Origin of the sequence: Enterobacter sp. MGH120 (assembly GCF_001037725.1) — a bacterium.
Classification (GTDB): domain Bacteria; phylum Pseudomonadota; class Gammaproteobacteria; order Enterobacterales; family Enterobacteriaceae; genus Enterobacter; species Enterobacter hormaechei_C.
This window is the reverse complement of record NZ_KQ089940.1, coordinates 571148-590354: the sequence shown is the minus strand read 5'-3', so window position 1 is coordinate 590354 and position 19207 is coordinate 571148. Positions and strand designations below refer to the sequence as shown.

The 19207-nt window shown below is 57.1% G+C and carries 17 protein-coding genes and 2 tRNA genes; 8 read left to right on the top strand and 11 right to left on the bottom strand.

What is annotated here, in order from left to right; translation table 11 throughout:
• The first annotated feature begins 741 nt into the window (after positions 1–741).
• The 5 genes from lldP (at position 742) to trmL (ending at position 6391) form a co-directional block, all read left to right on the top strand.
• Positions 742–2397: an L-lactate permease gene (gene lldP, locus SK54_RS02750; protein WP_003860175.1), complete on the top strand. Its 1656-nt coding sequence runs from the start codon at positions 742–744 to the stop codon at positions 2395–2397.
• Entirely contained in the window at positions 2394–3167 is a 774-nt protein-coding gene (lldR, locus tag SK54_RS02745) for a transcriptional regulator LldR (RefSeq protein WP_045344794.1), read from the top strand. Before lldP ends, lldR begins: the two co-directional genes overlap by 4 nt.
• Positions 3164–4351, top strand: coding sequence for an FMN-dependent L-lactate dehydrogenase LldD (lldD, locus tag SK54_RS02740; protein ID WP_017382576.1), 1188 nt, complete (start codon positions 3164–3166; stop codon positions 4349–4351). The genes lldR and lldD overlap by 4 nt, the downstream gene beginning before the upstream one ends.
• Before the next feature lie 180 nt (positions 4352–4531).
• Positions 4532–5872, top strand: coding sequence for an MFS transporter (locus SK54_RS02735; protein WP_047056518.1), 1341 nt, complete (start codon positions 4532–4534; stop codon positions 5870–5872).
• Between the two features lie 45 nt (positions 5873–5917).
• Positions 5918–6391: a tRNA (uridine(34)/cytosine(34)/5-carboxymethylaminomethyluridine(34)-2'-O)-methyltransferase TrmL gene (trmL, locus tag SK54_RS02730; RefSeq protein ID WP_003860178.1), complete on the top strand. Its 474-nt coding sequence runs from the start codon at positions 5918–5920 to the stop codon at positions 6389–6391.
• A gap of 38 nt (positions 6392–6429) precedes the next feature.
• Here the strand turns inward: trmL and ilvC are convergent, their stop codons facing one another.
• Entirely contained in the window at positions 6430–7905 is a 1476-nt protein-coding gene (ilvC, locus tag SK54_RS02725; protein ID WP_023295615.1) for a ketol-acid reductoisomerase, read from the bottom strand.
• A gap of 152 nt (positions 7906–8057) precedes the next feature.
• Here ilvC and ilvY point away from each other — a divergent pair, with 152 nt between their 5' ends.
• Complete coding sequence (ilvY, locus tag SK54_RS02720) at positions 8058–8948, top strand: HTH-type transcriptional activator IlvY (protein ID WP_017693777.1); 891 nt, start codon at positions 8058–8060, stop codon at positions 8946–8948.
• A 97-nt stretch (positions 8949–9045) separates the two neighbouring features.
• Here ilvY and ilvA read toward each other — a convergent pair whose 3' ends face one another.
• The 7 genes from ilvA to ilvL all read right to left on the bottom strand — a co-directional run bounded on the left by ilvA (position 9046) and on the right by ilvL (position 15596).
• On the bottom strand, positions 9046–10590 hold the full coding sequence (ilvA, locus tag SK54_RS02715; RefSeq protein WP_026094330.1) for a threonine ammonia-lyase, biosynthetic: 1545 nt from the start codon (positions 10588–10590) through the stop codon (positions 9046–9048).
• A 2-nt stretch (positions 10591–10592) separates the two neighbouring features.
• A complete protein-coding gene (ilvD, locus tag SK54_RS02710; protein WP_033488021.1) occupies positions 10593–12443 on the bottom strand; it encodes a dihydroxy-acid dehydratase in 1851 nt (616 codons plus the stop codon).
• A 60-nt stretch (positions 12444–12503) separates the two neighbouring features.
• Positions 12504–13433: a branched-chain-amino-acid transaminase gene (gene ilvE, locus SK54_RS02705; protein ID WP_003860182.1), complete on the bottom strand. Its 930-nt coding sequence runs from the start codon at positions 13431–13433 to the stop codon at positions 12504–12506.
• An 18-nt stretch (positions 13434–13451) separates the two neighbouring features.
• A complete protein-coding gene (gene ilvM / locus SK54_RS02700; RefSeq protein WP_003860184.1) occupies positions 13452–13715 on the bottom strand; it encodes an acetolactate synthase 2 small subunit in 264 nt (87 codons plus the stop codon).
• Complete coding sequence (gene ilvG, locus SK54_RS02695) at positions 13712–15358, bottom strand: acetolactate synthase 2 catalytic subunit (protein WP_047740790.1); 1647 nt, start codon at positions 15356–15358, stop codon at positions 13712–13714. Before ilvG ends, ilvM begins: the two co-directional genes overlap by 4 nt.
• Positions 15359–15360: 2 nt before the next feature.
• Positions 15361–15411 (bottom strand): peptide IlvX, encoded by a 51-nt coding sequence (ilvX, locus tag SK54_RS22675; RefSeq protein WP_166792073.1) that lies wholly within the window; start codon positions 15409–15411, stop codon positions 15361–15363.
• Positions 15412–15497: 86 nt separating this feature from the next.
• Entirely contained in the window at positions 15498–15596 is a 99-nt protein-coding gene (gene ilvL / locus SK54_RS21660; protein WP_001311244.1) for an ilv operon leader peptide, read from the bottom strand.
• A 340-nt stretch (positions 15597–15936) separates the two neighbouring features.
• Here ilvL and SK54_RS02690 point away from each other — a divergent pair, with 340 nt between their 5' ends.
• Positions 15937–17457, top strand: coding sequence for a YifB family Mg chelatase-like AAA ATPase (locus SK54_RS02690; protein WP_032620478.1), 1521 nt, complete (start codon positions 15937–15939; stop codon positions 17455–17457).
• Positions 17458–17484: 27 nt separating this feature from the next.
• On the opposite strand, the gene SK54_RS02685 is transcribed toward SK54_RS02690, so the two are convergent.
• Complete coding sequence (locus SK54_RS02685; protein ID WP_006808641.1) at positions 17485–17823, bottom strand: MaoP family protein; 339 nt, start codon at positions 17821–17823, stop codon at positions 17485–17487.
• 118 nt (positions 17824–17941) lie between these two features.
• On the opposite strand from SK54_RS02685, the gene hdfR reads away from it, so the two are divergent.
• The gene (hdfR, locus tag SK54_RS02680) at positions 17942–18763 is read left to right on the top strand and encodes an HTH-type transcriptional regulator HdfR (RefSeq protein ID WP_047732710.1); all 822 of its coding nucleotides are present in this window, start codon (positions 17942–17944) and stop codon (positions 18761–18763) included.
• Positions 18764–18862: 99 nt separating this feature from the next.
• On the opposite strand, the gene SK54_RS02675 is transcribed toward hdfR, so the two are convergent.
• Positions 18863–18938, bottom strand: a tRNA-Trp gene (locus tag SK54_RS02675).
• A gap of 52 nt (positions 18939–18990) precedes the next feature.
• A tRNA-Asp gene (locus SK54_RS02670) sits at positions 18991–19067 on the bottom strand.
• Positions 19068–19207: the final 140 nt, after the last annotated feature.

The window sequence follows — 19207 nt, the reverse complement described above, 5'->3', positions numbered from 1 at the left end:
TAACACTCAGCTAACAAATTTAACCCCTTTCGATTGCCCTGATAATTATTAATTTGCTTTTAATACCGTAACTAAATTACAAGAGAGCCAACTGATCATTGTTTGATCAATTTATTTCAGAATATTATTAGCCAAAAAATGTCACTTCAGCAAAAAATTCTTGCCCTTTATCCTGAAAAATCACGGTTAAACAGGATATTTCTTTATCGATCAGCAATTGATCGTTTGTAATACACTGTTAAAATCTATATGTGAAATTTACCTTAATTAAAATTTTTTGCTACAGCTTAGATTTCGCATTTTTAACCAAAAAAAAATTTATTTATAGGAAATAAATCACTCTGCTCACATATATACAGCTTTTCAAAAACACAAATAAAGCAAACAAACCTCATTCAATTCACGTAATATTATCACCTCCCCATTTTATTCAACATCTTTTACGCGCCGTATCTGCTCAAAAGGCGAAAGTAATGCCCTCCACCTGACTACCGCTCCCAACGCACACGGTGAGTTGATTTTGCGATTTTGGTCCTACCAATCATGCGCAAAGCTATCCATCGTTCACAGTTTTGATGCTCCACTTCACAAAACCATTGCCGAATAGCAACACTTGGTTAACCATTTATTGCCATTAACCCTACATCACAATATTGGATGGACCACTTTTACACTAAGTGTGACGCTGAGATGAGCAGAGACTCACCCGACGAACACCTGTGTGGTCCTCAGGAGACCTGCATGAGCCTCTGGCAACAAAACTACGATCCGGCCGGGAATATCTGGCTGTCGAGCCTGATCGCATCGCTACCGATCCTGTTCTTCTTCTTTGCGCTAATTAAGCTCAAGCTGAAGGGCTACCTTGCCGCAACGTACACCGTTGCCATCGCCCTGCTGGTGGCGCTGTTCTTCTATAAAATGCCGGTCGATCGCGCGCTGGCCTCCGTGGTGTATGGTTTCTTCTACGGCCTGTGGCCGATTGCGTGGATCATCATCGCCGCCGTCTTTGTCTACAAAATCTCGGTCAAAACCGGGCAGTTCGATATTATTCGCTCGTCGATTCTCTCTATTACACCGGACCAGCGTTTACAGATGCTGATTGTCGGTTTCTCCTTCGGGGCGTTCCTTGAAGGGGCGGCAGGATTTGGCGCGCCGGTGGCGATCACCGCCGCTCTGCTGGTCGGGCTGGGCTTTAACCCGCTGTATGCCGCTGGCCTGTGCCTGATTGTGAACACCGCCCCGGTGGCGTTTGGCGCGATGGGCATTCCGATTCTGGTGGCGGGCCAGGTGACCGGGCTGGACAGCTTCGAGATCGGCCAGATGGTGGGTCGCCAGCTGCCGTTCCTGACCATTATCGTGCTGTTCTGGATCATGGCGATTATGGACGGCTGGCGCGGCGTGAAGGAGACCTGGCCTGCGGTGATGGTAGCGGGCGGTTCGTTCGCCATTGCCCAGTATCTCAGCTCCAACTTCCTCGGCCCGGAACTGCCGGACATCATCTCTTCCCTGGTGTCGCTGGTCTGTCTGACGCTGTTCCTGAAACGCTGGCAGCCGGTGCGCATCTTCCGCTTTGCCGATATGGGTGCCTCACATGTGGATCAGACTCTGGCGCGCACCGGCTATACCGCCGGACAGATTGTGCGCGCATGGTCACCGTTCCTGTTCCTGACCGCCACCGTGACGCTGTGGAGCATTCCGCCGTTTAAAGCACTGTTCGCCCCGGGCGGCGCGCTGTACGACATGGTGATTAATATCTCCGTGCCGTTCCTCGACAAAATGGTCGCCCGTATGCCGCCGGTGGTGCACGACGCCACGCCATATGCGGCAGTGTTTAAGTTCGACTGGTTCTCAGCCACCGGCACGGCCATCCTGTTTGCCGCTATCCTTTCCGTAGTGTGGCTGCGCATGAAGCCTGCCGCCGCGGTGCAGACCTTTGCGGCGACGATTAAAGAGCTGATGTTGCCGATTTACTCCATCGGCATGGTGCTGGCGTTCGCGTTTATTTCGAACTACTCCGGCCTGTCGTCGACGCTGGCGTTAGCGCTGGCGCATACCGGCCACGCGTTTACCTTCTTCTCGCCGTTCCTCGGCTGGCTGGGGGTGTTCCTGACTGGTTCAGATACGTCATCTAACGCCCTGTTTGCCGCCCTACAGGCCACGGCCGCGCAGCAGATTGGCGTCTCGGACGTGCTGCTGGTCGCCGCGAACACCACCGGCGGCGTGACCGGGAAGATGATCTCGCCGCAGTCCATCGCCATTGCCTGTGCCGCGGTGGGGCTGGTAGGCAAAGAGTCGGACCTGTTCCGCTTTACCGTGAAACACAGCCTGATATTTACCTGCATGGTGGGCGTGATCACCACATTGCAGGCCTATGTCTTAACCTGGATGATTCCATGATAGTGATGCCCAGACGCCTGTCCGACGTGATTGCCACTCGCGTACGGGCGCTGATAGAAGAACAACAGCTGGAAGCGGGCATGAGATTGCCCGCCGAGCGTCAGCTTGCCGCTCAGCTTGGCGTGTCGCGCAACTCACTGCGCGAGGCGCTGGCGACGCTGGTTAGTGAAGGGGTGCTGCTGAGCCGTCGCGGCGGCGGCACCTTCGTGCGCTGGCAGCATGACGACTGGTCCGAACAAAACATCGTGCAGCCGCTGAAGACGCTGATGGAAAACGACCCGGACTACAGCTTCGACATCCTCGAAGCGCGTCACGCCATCGAAACCAGTACAGCGTGGCACGCGGCGATGCGGGCAACCGACGCCGACAAAGAGAAGCTCAAAGCCTGTTTTGAGGCCACGCAAAGCAGCGACCCGGACATCGCCTCCCAGGCGGACGTGCGGTTCCATCTGGCGATTGCCGAGGCCTCGCACAACGTGGTACTGCTGCAAACCATGCGCGGGTTCTTCGACCTGCTGCAATCCTCCGTGAAGCAGAGCCGCCAGCGCATGTATCTGGTCCCGCCGGTGTTTGCCCAGCTGACCGAACAGCACGAGGCGGTGCTCAACGCCATTCTGGCCGGTGATGCCGAGGCCGCGCGCAAGGCGATGATGGCGCATCTCGGCTTCGTGCATACCACCATTAAACGATTCGATGAAGATCAGGCCCGACAGGCGCGTATTACCCGTCTGCCTGGCGAGAGTGATATTTCCAGGGAGAACAAAGCATGATTATTTCAGCAGCCAGTGATTATCGCGCCGCGGCGCAGCGCATTTTGCCCCCGTTCCTGTTCCACTACATTGACGGCGGGGCGTATGCCGAATACACCCTGCGCCGCAACGTGGAGGATCTGTCGGAAGTGGCCCTGCGCCAGCGCGTGCTGAAAAATATGTCTGACCTGAGCCTTGAGACGAAGCTGTTTAACGAAACGCTCTCCATGCCGGTAGCGCTCGCACCTGTCGGTTTATGCGGCATGTATGCCCGTCGCGGTGAAGTGCAGGCCGCCGCCGCCGCAGATGCCAAAGGCATTCCGTTTACCCTTTCCACCGTGTCCGTCTGCCCGATTGAAGAAGTCGCCCCGACCATCAAGCGCCCGATGTGGTTCCAGCTGTACGTCCTGCGCGATCGCGGTTTTATGCGCAACGCGCTGGAGCGCGCCAAAGCGGCGGGCTGCTCAACGCTGGTCTTTACCGTCGACATGCCGACCCCCGGCGCGCGCTACCGCGACGCCCACTCCGGCATGAGCGGCCCTAACGCGGCCCTGCGCCGTTACTGGCAGGCGGTGACGCACCCGCAGTGGGCGTGGGATGTCGGGCTGAACGGCCGTCCGCACGATCTGGGCAATATTTCGGCCTACCTGGGTAAACCGACCGGGCTGGAGGATTACATCGGCTGGCTGGCGAACAATTTCGATCCGTCGATCTCATGGAAAGACCTGGAGTGGATCCGCGAATTCTGGGACGGCCCGATGGTGATCAAAGGGATCCTCGACCCGGAAGATGCCCGCGACGCGGTACGTTTTGGCGCCGATGGGATCGTGGTCTCTAACCATGGTGGCCGCCAGCTTGACGGGGTGCTCTCCTCCGCCCGCGCCCTGCCGGCCATTGCCGATGCGGTGAAAGGCGATATTGCGATCCTGGCCGACAGCGGCATCCGTAACGGGCTGGACGTGGTGCGCATGATCGCCCTGGGCGCGGACAGCGTGCTGCTGGGCCGTGCTTACCTGTACGCGCTGGCCACCAGCGGCCAGGCGGGCGTGGCGAATCTGCTGAACCTGATCGAGAAAGAGATGAAGGTGGCGATGACGCTGACCGGTGCGAAAACAATCGGTGAAATCAGCAAAGACTCTCTGGTGCAGGAGCTCAGTAAGCTGCCTGCGGCGCTGGCCCCTCTTTCTCAGGGAAACGCGGCCTGATCTCCCCCGGTTAGCCTCCCCTTCTTCCGCGCCCGACTTCCCCCTCGGGCGCTTTTTTTGTCGAAAATAACACCTGCGTAACATTCTGGATAAGAAAATTTGACATCCACCTGCCTTCCGCAATTGTATAGACAAGCAAATACAAGAACACAAAAACAACATCAGATCGGAGTGGAGCGTATGGCGTATTCAGGTAAGGTGGATATTCAGCAGGTGATCGATGAAAGTCCTTTTTCAGGGTTTCACTGGCTTCTTATTGTGCTGGGCTTTCTGGTGCTGGCGATTGATGGGTTTGATACCGCAGCGATGGGTTACATTGCGCCTACGCTGTCGACGGAGTGGGGAATACATAAACAGGATCTGGGGCCGGTGCTGAGTGCGGCGCTGCTGGGGCTGTCGCTGGGTGCCCTGATTGCAGGTCCGGTATCGGACCGGATGGGACGCAAGCGCGTGCTGGTCTTTTCGTGTCTGTTCTTCGGCCTGGCGAGCCTGGGCACGGCCTGGGCGCAAAGTCTGAATACCCTGACGCTATGGCGATTTCTGACAGGCCTCGGCCTCGGCGCCGCAATGCCTAACGCCATTACGCTGATCTCCGAGTTTGCCCCCCAGCGCTGCCGCGCCATGGCAATTAACACCATGTACTGCGGCTTTCCGCTGGGTGCGGCGGGCGGCGGGGCGATCTCGTCCTGGCTTATCCCTCACCATGGCTGGCGAAGCGTGCTGCTGACCGGCGCGATTGCGCCGCTGATTTTAACGGTGCTGCTGGCGCTGCTGTTGCCGGAGTCGGTGAAGTTTCTGGTGCAGCGCGGGAAAGACGTCGCCCAGGTTCGCCGCATCGCCAGCCGGTTCGCCCGCAGCACGCTGGATAGCGTCACGGGCTTTTTCCTCGCGGAGGAGAAAGTCGCGTCGAAAAAAGGCAGCGTGTCGCAGCTGTTTTCCATGCCCTGGCTGCCCGGCACCCTGATGCTGTGGGTCACCTATTTTATGGGGCTGGTGATTTATTACGTCCTGCTGAGCTGGATGCCAACGCTGATGCAGGGGATGGGATATGCGCTGGCGGAATCCGCCTGGCTTACCTCGCTGTTCACCTTCGGCGGCACCGCTGGCATTTTGCTCGCGGGCTGGATGATGGATCGCTGGGAAGCGCACAAGGTGGTCGCGTGTGGTTTCGTGCTGACGATGGGCCTGATTCTTTTACTCGGCATTGAGCATAACCATATCGCCCTGTTTGGCGGGTTAATTTTCCTGATGGGGATCGCGATGAACGGCGCGCAGTCGGGCATGCAGACCCTGGCCGCCACCTTTTACCCTACCGAGTGCCGTGCGACGGGTATCGCCTGGATGCAGGGGATCGGCCGCTTCGGCGGCGTGGCGGGCACCCTGACCAGCGCCCAGCTTCTTTCCATGCAGTGGCAGGCGGACAGTATTTTAATGATCCTCAGCGTACCTGCTCTCGTGGCTGCGGCGGCAACCGTCTACAAAATGCTGTATAGCCGCGCGCAGGAGCCGGGCGTCGCCTAGTCCCTCTCTTTTCTGCTATTCTGCCCCCGCAATTAAGGGGGCAGCATGCTTAACATCGTCTTATTCGAACCAGAAATTCCGCCGAACACCGGCAATATTATCCGCCTGTGCGCCAACACCGGTTTTCGTCTGCACATCATTGAGCCGATGGGCTTTACGTGGGACGACAAACGTCTGCGCCGCGCGGGGCTGGACTACCATGAGTTTACCGCCGTCGTTCGTCATCACGATTACGCCGCGTTTCTGGGATCCGAAAAACCACAGCGCATGTTCGCCCTGACCACCAAAGGTACGCCAGCGCACAGCGCCGTAAGCTATCAGGACGGGGATTATCTGATGTTTGGTCCGGAAACCCGCGGCCTGCCGGCCACCATTCTGGATGCCCTGCCCGCTGAGCAGAAAATTCGTATTCCGATGATGCCGGACAGCCGCAGCATGAACCTGTCGAATGCGGTGTCGGTGGTGGTGTATGAGGCGTGGCGCCAGCTGGGTTATCCCGGCGCGATATTGCGTAGCTAAAACAGTTCGGGTGGCTTACGCCACCCGATTCGTCGTGTTTAGCCTGCTACCGCGATACGTTTCATATCGGTCATGTAGCCACGCAGTTTCTGGCCCACTTTCTCGATTTCGTGGCTGCGAATCGCTTCGTTGACGTCACGCAGCTGCGCGTTATCAACCGCTCCTTCCGCAATCGCCTGGCCCAGATCGCCCGCTTGCAGGGTGGTCATGAACTCTTTCAGCAGCGGTACGCAGGCGTAAGAGAACAGGTAGTTACCGTACTCGGCAGTATCGGAGATCACCACGTTCATCTCATACAGACGTTTACGAGCGATGGTGTTTGCGATCAGCGGCAGCTCGTGCAGCGATTCGTAGTACGCAGATTCTTCAATGATGCCCGAATCCACCATGGTTTCGAACGCCAGCTCAACGCCCGCTTTCACCATCGCGATCATCAGGACGCCTTTATCGAAGTACTCCTGCTCGGTGATCTTGCCGTCATACTGTGGTGCGGTTTCGAACGCGGTTTTACCGGTCTCTTCGCGCCAGGTCAGCAGTTTCTTATCGTCATTCGCCCAGTCCGCCATCATGCCGGAAGAGAACTCGCCGGAGATGATGTCGTCCATGTGTTTCTGGAACAGCGGCGCCATGATGGTTTTCAGCTGTTCAGACAGCGCGTAAGCACGCAGTTTTGCCGGGTTGGACAGACGGTCCATCATCAGCGTAATGCCGCCCTGCTTCAGCGCTTCGGTGATGGTTTCCCAGCCGAACTGAATCAGTTTTTCCGCGTATGCCGGATCGGTGCCTTCTTCCACCAGCTTGTCGAAGCACAGCAGAGAGCCGGCCTGGAGCATGCCGCACAGGATGGTCTGCTCGCCCATCAGGTCAGATTTCACTTCCGCAACGAAGGAAGATTCCAGCACGCCCGCACGATGGCCGCCAGTGGCCGCAGCCCAGGCTTTGGCAATCGCCATGCCTTCGCCTTTCGGATCGTTTTCCGGGTGAACGGCGATCAGCGTCGGTACGCCGAAGCCACGTTTGTACTCTTCGCGCACTTCGGTGCCCGGGCACTTCGGTGCCACCATCACCACGGTGATGTCTTTACGGATCTGCTCGCCCACTTCAACGATGTTGAAGCCGTGGGAGTAACCCAGCGCGGCGCCGTCTTTCATCAGCGGCTGTACGGAACGCACAACGTCAGAGTGCTGCTTGTCCGGCGTCAGGTTAACCACCAGATCCGCCTGCGGGATCAGCTCTTCGTAGGTGCCCACTTTGAAGCCGTTTTCGGTCGCTTTACGCCAGGAAGCACGCTTCTCAGCAATCGCTTCTTTGCGCAGGGCATAGGAGATATCCAGCCCGGAGTCACGCATGTTCAGGCCCTGGTTCAGACCCTGTGCGCCACAGCCGACAATGACCACTTTTTTACCCTGAAGGTAGCTCGCGCCATCAGCAAATTCATCGCGCGCCATGAAGCGGCATTTGCCCAGCTGCGCCAGCTGCTGGCGCAAGTTCAGTGTATTAAAGTAGTTAGCCATGGGTGATACCTCGTGATGTTGTGTGTCTTATTGTTCGGTTCGCGTTTCAGCGAGAATGTACCCACATTACAACAGGAAATTTATTGCGGAAATTGATATATTCACAACGTCACATTGCAATTTATGCAATGTAAAAAGAGGGAGTGGAATCGGTGGATTTACGCGATCTGAAAATGTTCCTGCACCTGGCGGAAAGCCGTCACTTTGGCCGTAGCGCCCGGGCGATGCACGTCAGCCCCTCCACGCTGTCGCGCCAGATCCAGCGCCTTGAGGAAGACCTCGGCCAGCCGCTGTTCGTGCGCGATAACCGCACCGTCACCCTCACGGAAGCAGGTGAAGAGCTGCGCATCTTTGCTCAGCAGACGTTATTACAGTATCAGCAGCTGCGGCACACCATCGACCAGCAGGGGCCGTCGCTTTCCGGCGAGCTGCATATTTTCTGTTCCGTGACCGCTGCCTACAGCCATCTTCCCCCCATTCTCGACCGCTTCCGCGCGGAACATCCGTCGGTTGAAATTAAGCTCACCACCGGCGATGCCGCCGACGCGATGGAAAAAGTGGTGACGGGCGAAGCGGATCTCGCCATTGCCGGGAAACCCGAAACGCTGCCGGGGGCGGTGGCGTTCTCGATGCTGGAGAATCTGGCGGTAGTGCTGATTGCCCCGGCGCTGCCCTGCCCGGTGCGCAACCAGGTTTCGGTGGAGAAACCGGACTGGTCCACGGTGCCGTTTATCATGGCCGATCAGGGGCCGGTGCGCCGCCGCATTGAGCTGTGGTTCCGCCGCCAGAAGATCAGTAACCCGTCGATTTACGCCACGGTCGGCGGCCATGAGGCGATGGTATCGATGGTGGCGCTCGGCTGCGGCGTAGCGCTGCTACCGGAAGTGGTGCTGGAAAACAGCCCGGAGCCGGTGCGCAATCGCGTGATGATTTTAGAACGCAGCGATGAGAAAACGCCGTTCGAGCTCGGCGTGTGCGCACAAAAAAAGCGGCTGCATGAGCCGCTTATTGATGCGTTCTGGACGATATTGCCGAACCACTAAAGCCGGGTGGAGCTGCGCTTACCCGGCCTACACGCAGTTCAACCCTTAGAACGTAGGCCTGATAAGCGCAGCGCCATCAGGCATTTTCCCGAACAACCTAACCCGCCAGGAAGAAACGGAACGCCGGGTTGTGGGTTTCGTCATGGCACTCATAGCCCAGCTCGTTCAGGCGCGTTTCGAAATCCGGCTCGTGCTCGCCCAGCTCGAACGCCGCCAGTACGCGGCCATAGTCGGTGCCGTGGCTGCGGTAGTGGAACAGAGAGATGTTCCAGTGCGTGCCCAACGTGTGCAGGAACTTGAGCAGCGCGCCCGGCGATTCCGGGAACTCGAAGCTGAACAGGCGTTCCTTCAGCGGCTTGGATGGACGGCCGCCGACCATGTAACGCACGTGCAGCTTCGCCATCTCGTCGTCGGAGAGATCGACCACGCTGTAACCGCCGTCATGCAGCAGGCTGAGGATCTCTTTGCGCTCCTCCACGCCACGGCTCAGACGCACGCCGACAAAAATGCACGCATCTTTGGCATCGGCAAAGCGGTAGTTGAACTCCGTTACCGAACGACCGCCCAGCAGCTGACAGAACTTCAGGAAGCTGCCCTTCTCTTCCGGAATGGTCACCGCCAGCAGCGCTTCACGCTGCTCACCCAGCTCACAGCGCTCGGAAACGTAGCGCAGACCGTGGAAGTTCACGTTGGCACCGGAAAGCACGTGCGCCAGACGCTCGCCGCGAATATTGTGCTGGGCGATGTATTTTTTCATTCCCGCCAGCGCCAGCGCGCCGGATGGTTCCGCCACCGCACGCACATCCTCGAAGAGATCTTTCATCGCCGCGCAGATAGCGTCGCTGTCGACGGTGACGATATCGTCGAGATACTCCTGGCACAGGCGGAACGTTTCGTCGCCAATGCGCTTCACCGCCACGCCCTCGGCGAACAGCCCGACGCGCGGCAGATCTACCGGATGTCCGGCATCCAGCGCCGCCTTCAGGCAGGCAGAGTCTTCCGCTTCAACCGCAATCACTTTGATCTGCGGCATCAGCTGTTTGATCAGCACCGCCACACCTGCGGCTAAGCCACCGCCGCCCACCGGGACGAAAACGCGGTCGAGATGGGCGTCCTGCTGCAACAGTTCCAGCGCCAGCGTACCCTGCCCGGCAATCACCATCGGGTGATCGAACGGCGGCACCCAGGTGAAGCCCTGCTGCTGCGCCAGCTCAATCGCTTTGGCTTTGGCTTCGTCAAAGTTAGCGCCGTGAAGCAGCACTTCTCCGCCGAACCCGCGCACCGCGTCGACCTTGATATCTGCGGTGGCGACCGGCATCACGATCAGCGCCTTCAGCCCCAGACGCGCCGAGGAGAACGCCACGCCCTGCGCGTGATTGCCCGCCGAGGCGGTAATCACCCCGCGTGCTTTCTGCTCGTCCGTCAGCCCGGCCATCATCGCGTAGGCGCCGCGCAGCTTGAAGCTGTGCACCGGCTGCCTGTCTTCACGCTTCACCAGAATGACGTTGTCGAGACGCGAAGAGAGTTTGTCCATTTTTTGCAGGGGCGTGACCTGCACCGCTTCATAGACCGGCGCGCGTAGTACCGCTCTCAGGTATTCCGCCCCCTCCGGGGCGGCGGATAAGGGTTGTGACTCGGCCATCATTAGCCCCCCAGTTTAGATTTATCGCGCACCGCGCCTTTATCTGCACTGGTGGCAAGACTCGCGTAAGCGCGCAGGGCGAAGGAGACTTCACGCTGACGATCTTTCGGCGTCCAGGCTTTGTCGCCGCGGGCTTCCTGCGCCTCACGACGGGCCGCAATCTCCTGGTCACTCAGCTTCAGCTGAATGCCGCGGTTCGGAATGTCGATTTCGATCAGGTCGCCATCTTCGATGATCGCGATATTGCCGCCGCTTGCCGCTTCTGGCGAGACGTGGCCAATGGAGAGGCCTGACGTGCCGCCAGAGAATCGACCATCGGTGATCAGCGCGCAGGCTTTGCCGAGGCCCATCGATTTCAGGAAGGTGGTCGGGTAGAGCATCTCCTGCATGCCCGGACCGCCTTTCGGCCCTTCGTAGCGAATGACCACCACGTCGCCTTCCACCACTTTGCCGCCGAGGATAGCGTCTACCGCTTCGTCCTGGCTTTCATACACTTTTGCCGGGCCGGTAAATTTCAGGATGCTGTCGTCCACGCCTGCGGTTTTCACAATGCAGCCATTTTCCGCGAAGTTACCGTACAGCACGGCCAAACCGCCGTCTTTGCTGTAGGCATGTTCCAGCGAGCGAATGCAGCCTTCGGCGCGATCGTCATCCAGCGTGTCCCAGCGGCAATCCTGCGAGAACGCCTGGGTGGTACGGATGCCCGCCGGACCGGCGCGATACATGTTTTTCACCGCGTCGTCTTTGGTCAGCATCACGTCGTACTGCTCCAGCGACTCCGGCAGCGTCAGGCCGAGCACGTTTTTCACGTCGCGGTTCAGCAGCCCGGCGCGATCCAGCTCGCCGAGAATACCAATCACGCCACCCGCACGGTGGACATCTTCCATGTGGTACTTCTGGGTACTCGGCGCGACTTTACACAGCTGCGGCACTTTGCGGGAGAGCTTGTCGATGTCGCTCATGGTGAAGTCGATTTCAGCTTCCTGCGCGGCGGCCAGCAGGTGCAGAACGGTGTTGGTGGAACCGCCCATGGCGATATCCAGCGTCATGGCGTTTTCGAACGCCGCTTTGCTGGCGATGTTACGCGGCAGCGCGCTGGCGTCGTCCTGCTCGTAGTAGCGTTTGGTCAGCTCAACGATGCGCTTGCCCGCGTTAAGGAACAGCTGTTTACGGTCGGCGTGGGTCGCCAGCAGCGAGCCGTTACCCGGCTGAGAAAGACCCAGCGCTTCGGTCAGGCAGTTCATGGAGTTGGCGGTGAACATCCCGGAACAGGAGCCGCAGGTCGGGCACGCGGAGCGTTCCACCTGGTCGCTCTGCTCGTCAGTGACTTTCGGATCCGCGCCCTGGATCATCGCATCGACCAGGTCGAGCTTGATGATTTTGTCGGAGAGCTTGGTTTTCCCCGCTTCCATTGGGCCACCAGAAACGAAGATCACCGGAATGTTCAGGCGCAGGGAAGCCATCAGCATCCCCGGGGTGATTTTGTCGCAGTTGGAGATACAGACCATCGCATCGGCGCAGTGGGCATTAACCATGTACTCCACCGAGTCGGCGATCAGCTCGCGCGACGGCAGTGAATAGAGCATTCCCCCGTGGCCCATTGCGATACCGTCATCCACCGCAATGGTGTTGAACTCTTTCGCCACGCCGCCGGAGGCTTCGATTTGCTCGGCAACCAGCTTGCCGAGATCGCGCAGGTGCACGTGGCCCGGTACAAACTGGGTGAAGGAGTTCACCACGGCGATAATTGGCTTGCCGAAATCGGCGTCGGTCATTCCGGTGGCGCGCCACAGTGCGCGGGCACCCGCCATATTACGGCCGTGGGTGGTGGTGGCTGAACGATACTTAGGCATGCTTTATTTACTCCCGTCTGACTATTTAATGGGACGGTGCGTGCCGTCCCAAATTTATATTTAGTGATTAACCTGATCCAACCAGCCGTATTTGTCTTCTGTTTCGCCGGTGAACAGGCCGAAGAAGGCTTGCTGAATGCGTTTGGTGACCGGGCCACAGCGGCCTTCGCCCACCTGAATGCCGTCTACGCTACGCACCGGCGTAATTTCAGCCGCGGTACCGGACATGAACACTTCGTCAGCCAGGTACAGGGATTCGCGGGACAGTACCTGCTCGCGCACTTCGATACCCAGATCTTTTGCCAGCTTGATGATGGCGTCGCGGGTGATGCCCGGCAGCGCGGACGAAGTGAACGGCGGGGTGAACAGAATGCCGTCTTTCACTTCAAACAGGTTTTCGCCCGCACCTTCGGAGATGTAGCCATTCACATCCAGCGCGATACCTTCCTGATAGCCGTGACGGCGCGCTTCGCTGCCGACCAGCAGTGAGGAAAGGTAGTTACCGCCCGCTTTAGCCGCAGTCGGGATAGTGTTTGGCGCCACGCGGTTCCAGGAAGAAACCATTGCGTCGATCCCCTGATCCAGCGCTTCCGCGCCCAGGTAGGCGCCCCACGGGAACGCGGCAATGATCACATCGGTGTTATAGCCGGCGGGCGGGTTCACGCCCATGCCAACGTCGCCCACGAACACCAGCGGACGAATATAGGCGCTGGTCAGTTTGTTCTGGCGAATCACCTCGCGGCAGGCTTCCATCAGCTCATCAACGCTTTGGGAGACCGGGAAACGATAAATTTTGGCTGAGTCATGCAGACGCTGCATGTGTTCGCGATGGCGGAACACCACTGGCCCTTTGTGAGAATCGTAGCAACGGATCCCTTCAAACACGGAGGTGCCGTAGTGCAGCGCGTGGGACATCACGTGAACTTTCGCGTCTTCCCAGCGAACCATCTCACCATTGAACCAAATGTAATCAGCTTTTTTTGTCGTCATTTTTTCGTCCTGTCACGCTTAAGCGCGGATTTGTTGTGATGTGGTTGTGCTCTGGCAGATGGCAACATGGGCAACGTCTACCAGTTTTGATAACTGACTAAACAGTAAGTCGACCGGCCGCGGGCTGGCAACGGTTAATTCGATACTGATGTTCTGCGCGTCGGTGGCCGTTTCCATATTCATAGAGCAAATCTGAAAGCCACGGTGGCGAACCACGCGCAATACGCGTTCTAACGTTTCCGGGTTGAAGCGAGCCTGCACGGCGACCTGATGTTGCATCATGATAATTTCTCCAGCATTTGTGAGTTACTGGCACCGGGCGGTACCAACGGCCAGACGTTCTCAAGCTCGTCGATTGAGACATGAAGCAGGTATGGCCCTTCGCTTGACAGCATGGTGTCGAGTGCCGCTTCAACCTGGTCTTTACGGGTGATGTGCTGGCCAGGAATGCCGAAGGCGCTGGCCAGGGTGAGGAAATCGGGGTTATCGGTCAGGGTCGTTTCGCTGTAACGCTCCTGGAAGAACAGCTGCTGCCACTGGCGAACCATGCCTAAACGCTGGTTATCGAGCAAGACGATCTTCAGCGGTAACTGCTTACGCTTCACGGTGCCGAGCTCCTGGACGTTCATCATGAAGGAGCCGTCACCGGAGATACAGATAACGGTATCGTTCGGGCGGGCAACCTGTGCGCCCACGGCAGCGGGCAGGCCGAAGCCCATCGTCCCTAACCCGCTCGAGGTGATAAAGTTCTCCGGGCGGGTGTAGGTCATGTGCTGGGCTGACCACATCTGATGCTGGCCGACATCCGTCGTTACCACGCTGTCTGCGGGTTTACGGTCTGACAGCTGTTTCAACAGCAGCGGCGCATAGATGGCGTCGCCTGGGTGATCGTAACGCCACGCGTGTTCAGTACGCATATCAGCGGTGTGCTGACGCCATGGGTTGATATCCAGCGGCTGCTCCAGCGCCGGTAACAGCGCGTTAAGATCGCCCTGCAACGCGACATGCGCCTGACGCAGTTTGTTCATCTCCGCCGGGTCGATGTCCATATGGATCACTTTGGCGTTCGGCGCGAAGGTATTCAGCTTGCCGGTAACGCGGTCGTCAAAACGGGCGCCGACGGCGATAAGCAAGTCGCATTCCTGCACCGCCAGGTTTGCCGCTTTGGTACCATGCATCCCCAGCATGCCGAGGTAGTACGGGTAATCTGCCTCTACCGCACCGAGACCTTTCAGCGTGCAGGTGACGGGCATTTGCGTGGTCGCAATGAACGCGCGAAGCGCCGGAACAGCCTGCGCCATGCCCACGCCGCCGCCTACGTACAGCATCGGTTGTTTGGCCTGCGCCATCATCTGACGCGCCTCTTCCACCTCTGCATGCGGGAACGCATTATCGCTTTCCACGGTAGAGAAATGCGGCTCCAGATCGCCGAGTGCAACCTGGATATCTTTCGGGATATCAACCAGAACCGGGCCAGGACGGCCAGAGCTGGCAACCTCGAACGCTTCGGCCATCACCCGCGGCAGCTCTTCGAGAGACTGAACGAGGAAGCTGTGTTTGGTGCAGGCCAGCGATAAACCGAGCACATCCACTTCCTGGAAGGCATCGGTGCCGATGAACGGAGAGGCCACCTGGCCGGTGATCGCCACCACGGGTACGGAATCGAGCAGCGCGTCAGCCAGGCCGGTGATCAGGTTCGTTGCGCCGGGACCTGAGGTGGCCATACAGACGCCGGTTTTACCGGTCGCACGGGCATAACCGATGGCGGCCATCGCTGCGCCCTGCTCGTGTCGGCACAACAGGTGTTCCACGCCGCCGTCATACAGTGCATCGTAAATCGGCATAATTGCGCCACCCGGATAACCGAATACGGTTTCGACTCCCTGCGCGCGCAACGCATGTACTACCCATTGTGCCCCATTCATAGTTAGTTCCCCGTCATAAATCTGGAGAAACAGAATTTTGTGCTAGTCGTCATTCTCTGCTCCTCATTTAAGTTTTTTAGTCATAAAAAAACCCCCGGACCTTTCGGTGCGGGGGTCTTAGTTCGTTAAGGCTTGATTTCTAAGCCTTTCCTCGTCCAAGTGCAGCCCCGCACGGTGGGATAATAATCACCACCACGCTAATCACGACCAGGCTAATCACTCGTAGAAGGGCTGTCATTTTCAGTTCTTTTTGCATCTTGTTCGAAGGAATACCTAAAGAGTTACCACAGATATTTCATCTGACACAAGATTTTTTTATGACCTATATCTGTAGCATGCGAACTATTTCTTTCAAAATCGTTGTTTTATATAGGGAAAAAATAGAAATGAAGATTTTTCATTTTTTTGTCCTGTTTCATCAGGCAAGGCGCGCATGATTTCTTTTCTGCGAGGCCGATTCCACCGACATGTAAGGATTACATTTTGCCGCTAAAAGGCTGGAACGAGCGCCGTAATTCAGTGAATTAGTGCTAAACAGGAAAAAATGATGCTGGCATAGTCACCGCCAAGGAGGGCTTATGTCACTGTCAGTTGTTTATACACGCGCGGCCATCGGCGTGAAGGCACCGCTTATTTCTGTAGAGGTTCATTTAAGTAATGGACTGCCCGGACTGACGCTGGTCGGCTTACCAGAAACGACCGTTAAAGAGGCGAGGGATCGCGTGCGCAGCGCAATTATTAATAGCGGTTATGCTTTTCCGGCGAAGAAGATCACCATTAACCTTGCGCCCGCCGATTTGCCAAAGGAGGGAGGGCGATATGATTTACCTATTGCTATAGCGCTTCTCGCGGCTTCTGAACAGCTCAATACGCCAGGGCTAAGCTCGTGTGAGTTCGTGGGTGAATTAGCGCTTACAGGCGCGTTAAGAGGTGTTCCCGGAGCAATCTCGGGTGCGCTTGAAGCCATACGCGCGGGAAGACAAATCATTGTGGCCAATGAAAATGCCTCTGAAGTAAGCCTTATCGCCGAAAAGGGGTGTCTTGTCGCAGGACATTTGCAAGAGGTTTGCGCCTGGCTGGAAGGCCGACACGAGCTTGCCGAGCCGCAGGAGAATGACGAGGTGGCGCCAGCTTCGCCCGAGGATCTCAGCGATATTATGGGTCAGGAACAGGGTAAACGGGCGTTAGAGATAACGGCCGCGGGTGGGCATAACCTGTTACTGATAGGTCCGCCAGGCACGGGGAAAACGATGCTGGCGAGCAGATTGAGCGGCCTGTTGCCACCCCTCAATAATCATGAAGCACTGGAAAGCGCCGCGATATTTAGCCTGGTCAGTTCTACGTCGCTGCATAAACAGTGGCGCCGCCGTCCTTTCCGCTCTCCACACCACAGTGCGTCTCTTACCGCGATGGTGGGCGGGGGTTCGATCCCCGGACCGGGTGAAATCTCACTGGCGCACAACGGCATTTTGTTTCTGGATGAATTGCCAGAGTTTGAACGCCGCGTGCTGGATGCATTGCGGGAGCCGATTGAATCCGGCGAAATCCATTTGTCTCGTACACGGGCCAAAATAAGCTACCCTGCGCAGTTTCAGCTAGTCGCGGCGATGAACCCTAGCCCTACGGGTCATTATCAGGGCAATCATAACCGCTGTACGCCGGAGCAGACGCTGCGCTATCTGAGTAAGCTGTCTGGCCCCTTCCTCGACCGTTTTGATTTATCTCTCGAGATCCCCCTGCCCCCGCCCGGTCTGCTGAGGCAAACCGGTATTAGGGGCGAAAGCTCAGCAACTGTGCGTGAACGGGTTATTGCGGCGCAGGCGCGGCAGTATGCTCGTCAGAACAGGCTGAATGCCCGGCTGGATAACAGCGGGATCCGACAGTTTTGTTCTCTCAACGCTGAAGATGCAGGCTGGCTGGAAGAGACACTGACGCGGTTTGGGCTATCCATTCGCGCGTGGCAGCGTTTGTTGAAAGTAGCGCGCACGGTCGCCGACGTGGAGGGCTGCCCCGGAATAGAGAGGCGGCATTTGCAGGAGGCATTAAGTTACCGTGCGATCGATCGGCTGCTGTTGCATCTGCAAAAAATGCTGGCGTAAAAAAAGGGGCCGTAGCCCCTTCTCTTCTTAATCGTCAGACTCGGTGTAGTCTTCTGCACCTTCCATCTGCGGCTTACCGCCAGACAGCGTATGGAAACGCTTAGGACGCTTAATGCGAGCCATATACTTGATCCATACACGTTCTGCATCAGACTGCGGCTCACGCTCACCACGGCAAACAGAGACAAACTGTTTTTCATCTTCGGTTGCCGGTTCACGTTTACCCAGATCCAGCTCGTTAAAGGCATAACCATGGCGCTCAAGAAGTTGAGCTTCTTTGATAGTGAAATCGCCGTGACGAGAGAACCCGCGCGGGTAATGTTTATTGTCGAAAAAACGATTAGTCGTCGTAAAGCTTTCCGCCATCCTACACGCTCCTAATTCTTTGGCCGAGCTATTTATGGCGCGGAGTATTAGTTACGCTTGACAGAGTGTAAAACAAAACATTTAAATCATAACGACAAATAATTTTGTGGAGAAAGATGTGGATACGGAATTGCTAAAAACTTTCCTCGAAGTGAGCAGAACGCGACACTTTGGGCGAGCAGCTGAAGCCCTCTACCTGACGCAGTCAGCAGTCAGTTTTCGTATTCGACAGCTGGAAAATCAACTGGGTGTGAACCTTTTTACCCGCCATCGCAACAATATTCGTTTAACTCCGGCTGGTGAAAAGCTGTTGCCTTATGCAGAAACCCTGATGAATACCTGGCAGGCAGCGCGAAAGGAGGTTGCGCACACCTCCCGGCATAATGAATTCTCGATCGGTGCCAGCGCATCGCTATGGGAATGCATGCTCAGCCAATGGCTTATGCGGCTATATCGCACACACAACCATCTGCAATTTGAGGCGAGGATTGCGCAACGTCAGTCGCTGGTTAAGCAACTCCACGAGCGGCAGCTTGATCTGCTGATCACCACAGAAGCCCCCAAGATGGACGAATTTAGCAGCCAGATTGTTGGACAATTTAGCCTGGCGCTCTATGCATCGGAGCCTGCAATGATGAAGGCCGACCTGAATTATTTACGCCTGGAATGGGGGCCTGATTTTCAGCAACACGAGACGGGGTTAATTGCCAGCGATGATATCCCGCAGCTCACGACAAGCTCAGCGGAGATCGCATGCCAGCATCTTCCCGCATTGAAAGGCTGTACCTGGTTACCTGCTCGCTGGGCGGATAATAAACCTACACTCCATGTTGTCACCGATTCGACAACGCTCTCCAGACCGCTGTATGCCATTTGGCTGCAAAACAGCGATAAGCAGTCGCAGATAAAAGATCTGTTAAAAACCAGCATACTGGATTAACGCAAAAGCCTGCGGAAACGCAGGCTGCTTATTCTTCAGGAAGGTGTTGAGCTGTTTTGCAGGCAAAAAAAATCCTTTGCCGAAGCAAAGGATTCTATATGGCAGGGGCGGAGAGACTCGAACTCGCGACACCCGGTTTTGGAGACCGGTGCTCTACCAACTGAGCTACGCCCCTAAAGTTTTTGCCATTAAGCCTGCCGGAAGGGCAGGCTTAATGTCTTAATAAGTGGCGGAACGGACGGGACTCGAACCCGCGACCCCCTGCGTGACAGGCAGGTATTCTAACCGACTGAACTACCGCTCCACCGAATACTTCTGTAACCACCGGATTAATGCACCGGCTTACTACTTAATTTGATGCCTGGCAGTTCCCTACTCTCACATGGGGAGACCCCACACTACCATCGGCGCTACGGCGTTTCACTTCTGAGTTCGGCATGGGGT

What these genes read in the sequence shown, in the direction of transcription:
- lldP (WP_003860175.1), top strand. Translation starts at nt 742, where the DNA reads ATGAGCCTCTGGCAACAAAACTACGATCCGGCCGGGAATATCTGGCTG.
- lldR (WP_045344794.1), top strand. Translation starts at nt 2,394, where the DNA reads ATGATAGTGATGCCCAGACGCCTGTCCGACGTGATTGCCACTCGCGTA.
- lldD (WP_017382576.1), top strand. Translation starts at nt 3,164, where the DNA reads ATGATTATTTCAGCAGCCAGTGATTATCGCGCCGCGGCGCAGCGCATT.
- SK54_RS02735 (WP_047056518.1), top strand. Translation starts at nt 4,532, where the DNA reads ATGGCGTATTCAGGTAAGGTGGATATTCAGCAGGTGATCGATGAAAGT.
- trmL (WP_003860178.1), top strand. Translation starts at nt 5,918, where the DNA reads ATGCTTAACATCGTCTTATTCGAACCAGAAATTCCGCCGAACACCGGC.
- ilvC (WP_023295615.1), bottom strand. Translation starts at nt 7,905, where the DNA reads ATGGCTAACTACTTTAATACACTGAACTTGCGCCAGCAGCTGGCGCAG.
- ilvA (WP_026094330.1), bottom strand. Translation starts at nt 10,590, where the DNA reads ATGGCCGAGTCACAACCCTTATCCGCCGCCCCGGAGGGGGCGGAATAC.
- ilvD (WP_033488021.1), bottom strand. Translation starts at nt 12,443, where the DNA reads ATGCCTAAGTATCGTTCAGCCACCACCACCCACGGCCGTAATATGGCG.
- ilvE (WP_003860182.1), bottom strand. Translation starts at nt 13,433, where the DNA reads ATGACGACAAAAAAAGCTGATTACATTTGGTTCAATGGTGAGATGGTT.
- ilvM (WP_003860184.1), bottom strand. Translation starts at nt 13,715, where the DNA reads ATGATGCAACATCAGGTCGCCGTGCAGGCTCGCTTCAACCCGGAAACG.
- ilvG (WP_047740790.1), bottom strand. Translation starts at nt 15,358, where the DNA reads ATGAATGGGGCACAATGGGTAGTACATGCGTTGCGCGCGCAGGGAGTC.
- ilvL (WP_001311244.1), bottom strand. Translation starts at nt 15,596, where the DNA reads ATGACAGCCCTTCTACGAGTGATTAGCCTGGTCGTGATTAGCGTGGTG.
- SK54_RS02690 (WP_032620478.1), top strand. Translation starts at nt 15,937, where the DNA reads ATGTCACTGTCAGTTGTTTATACACGCGCGGCCATCGGCGTGAAGGCA.
- SK54_RS02685 (WP_006808641.1), bottom strand. Translation starts at nt 17,823, where the DNA reads ATGGCGGAAAGCTTTACGACGACTAATCGTTTTTTCGACAATAAACAT.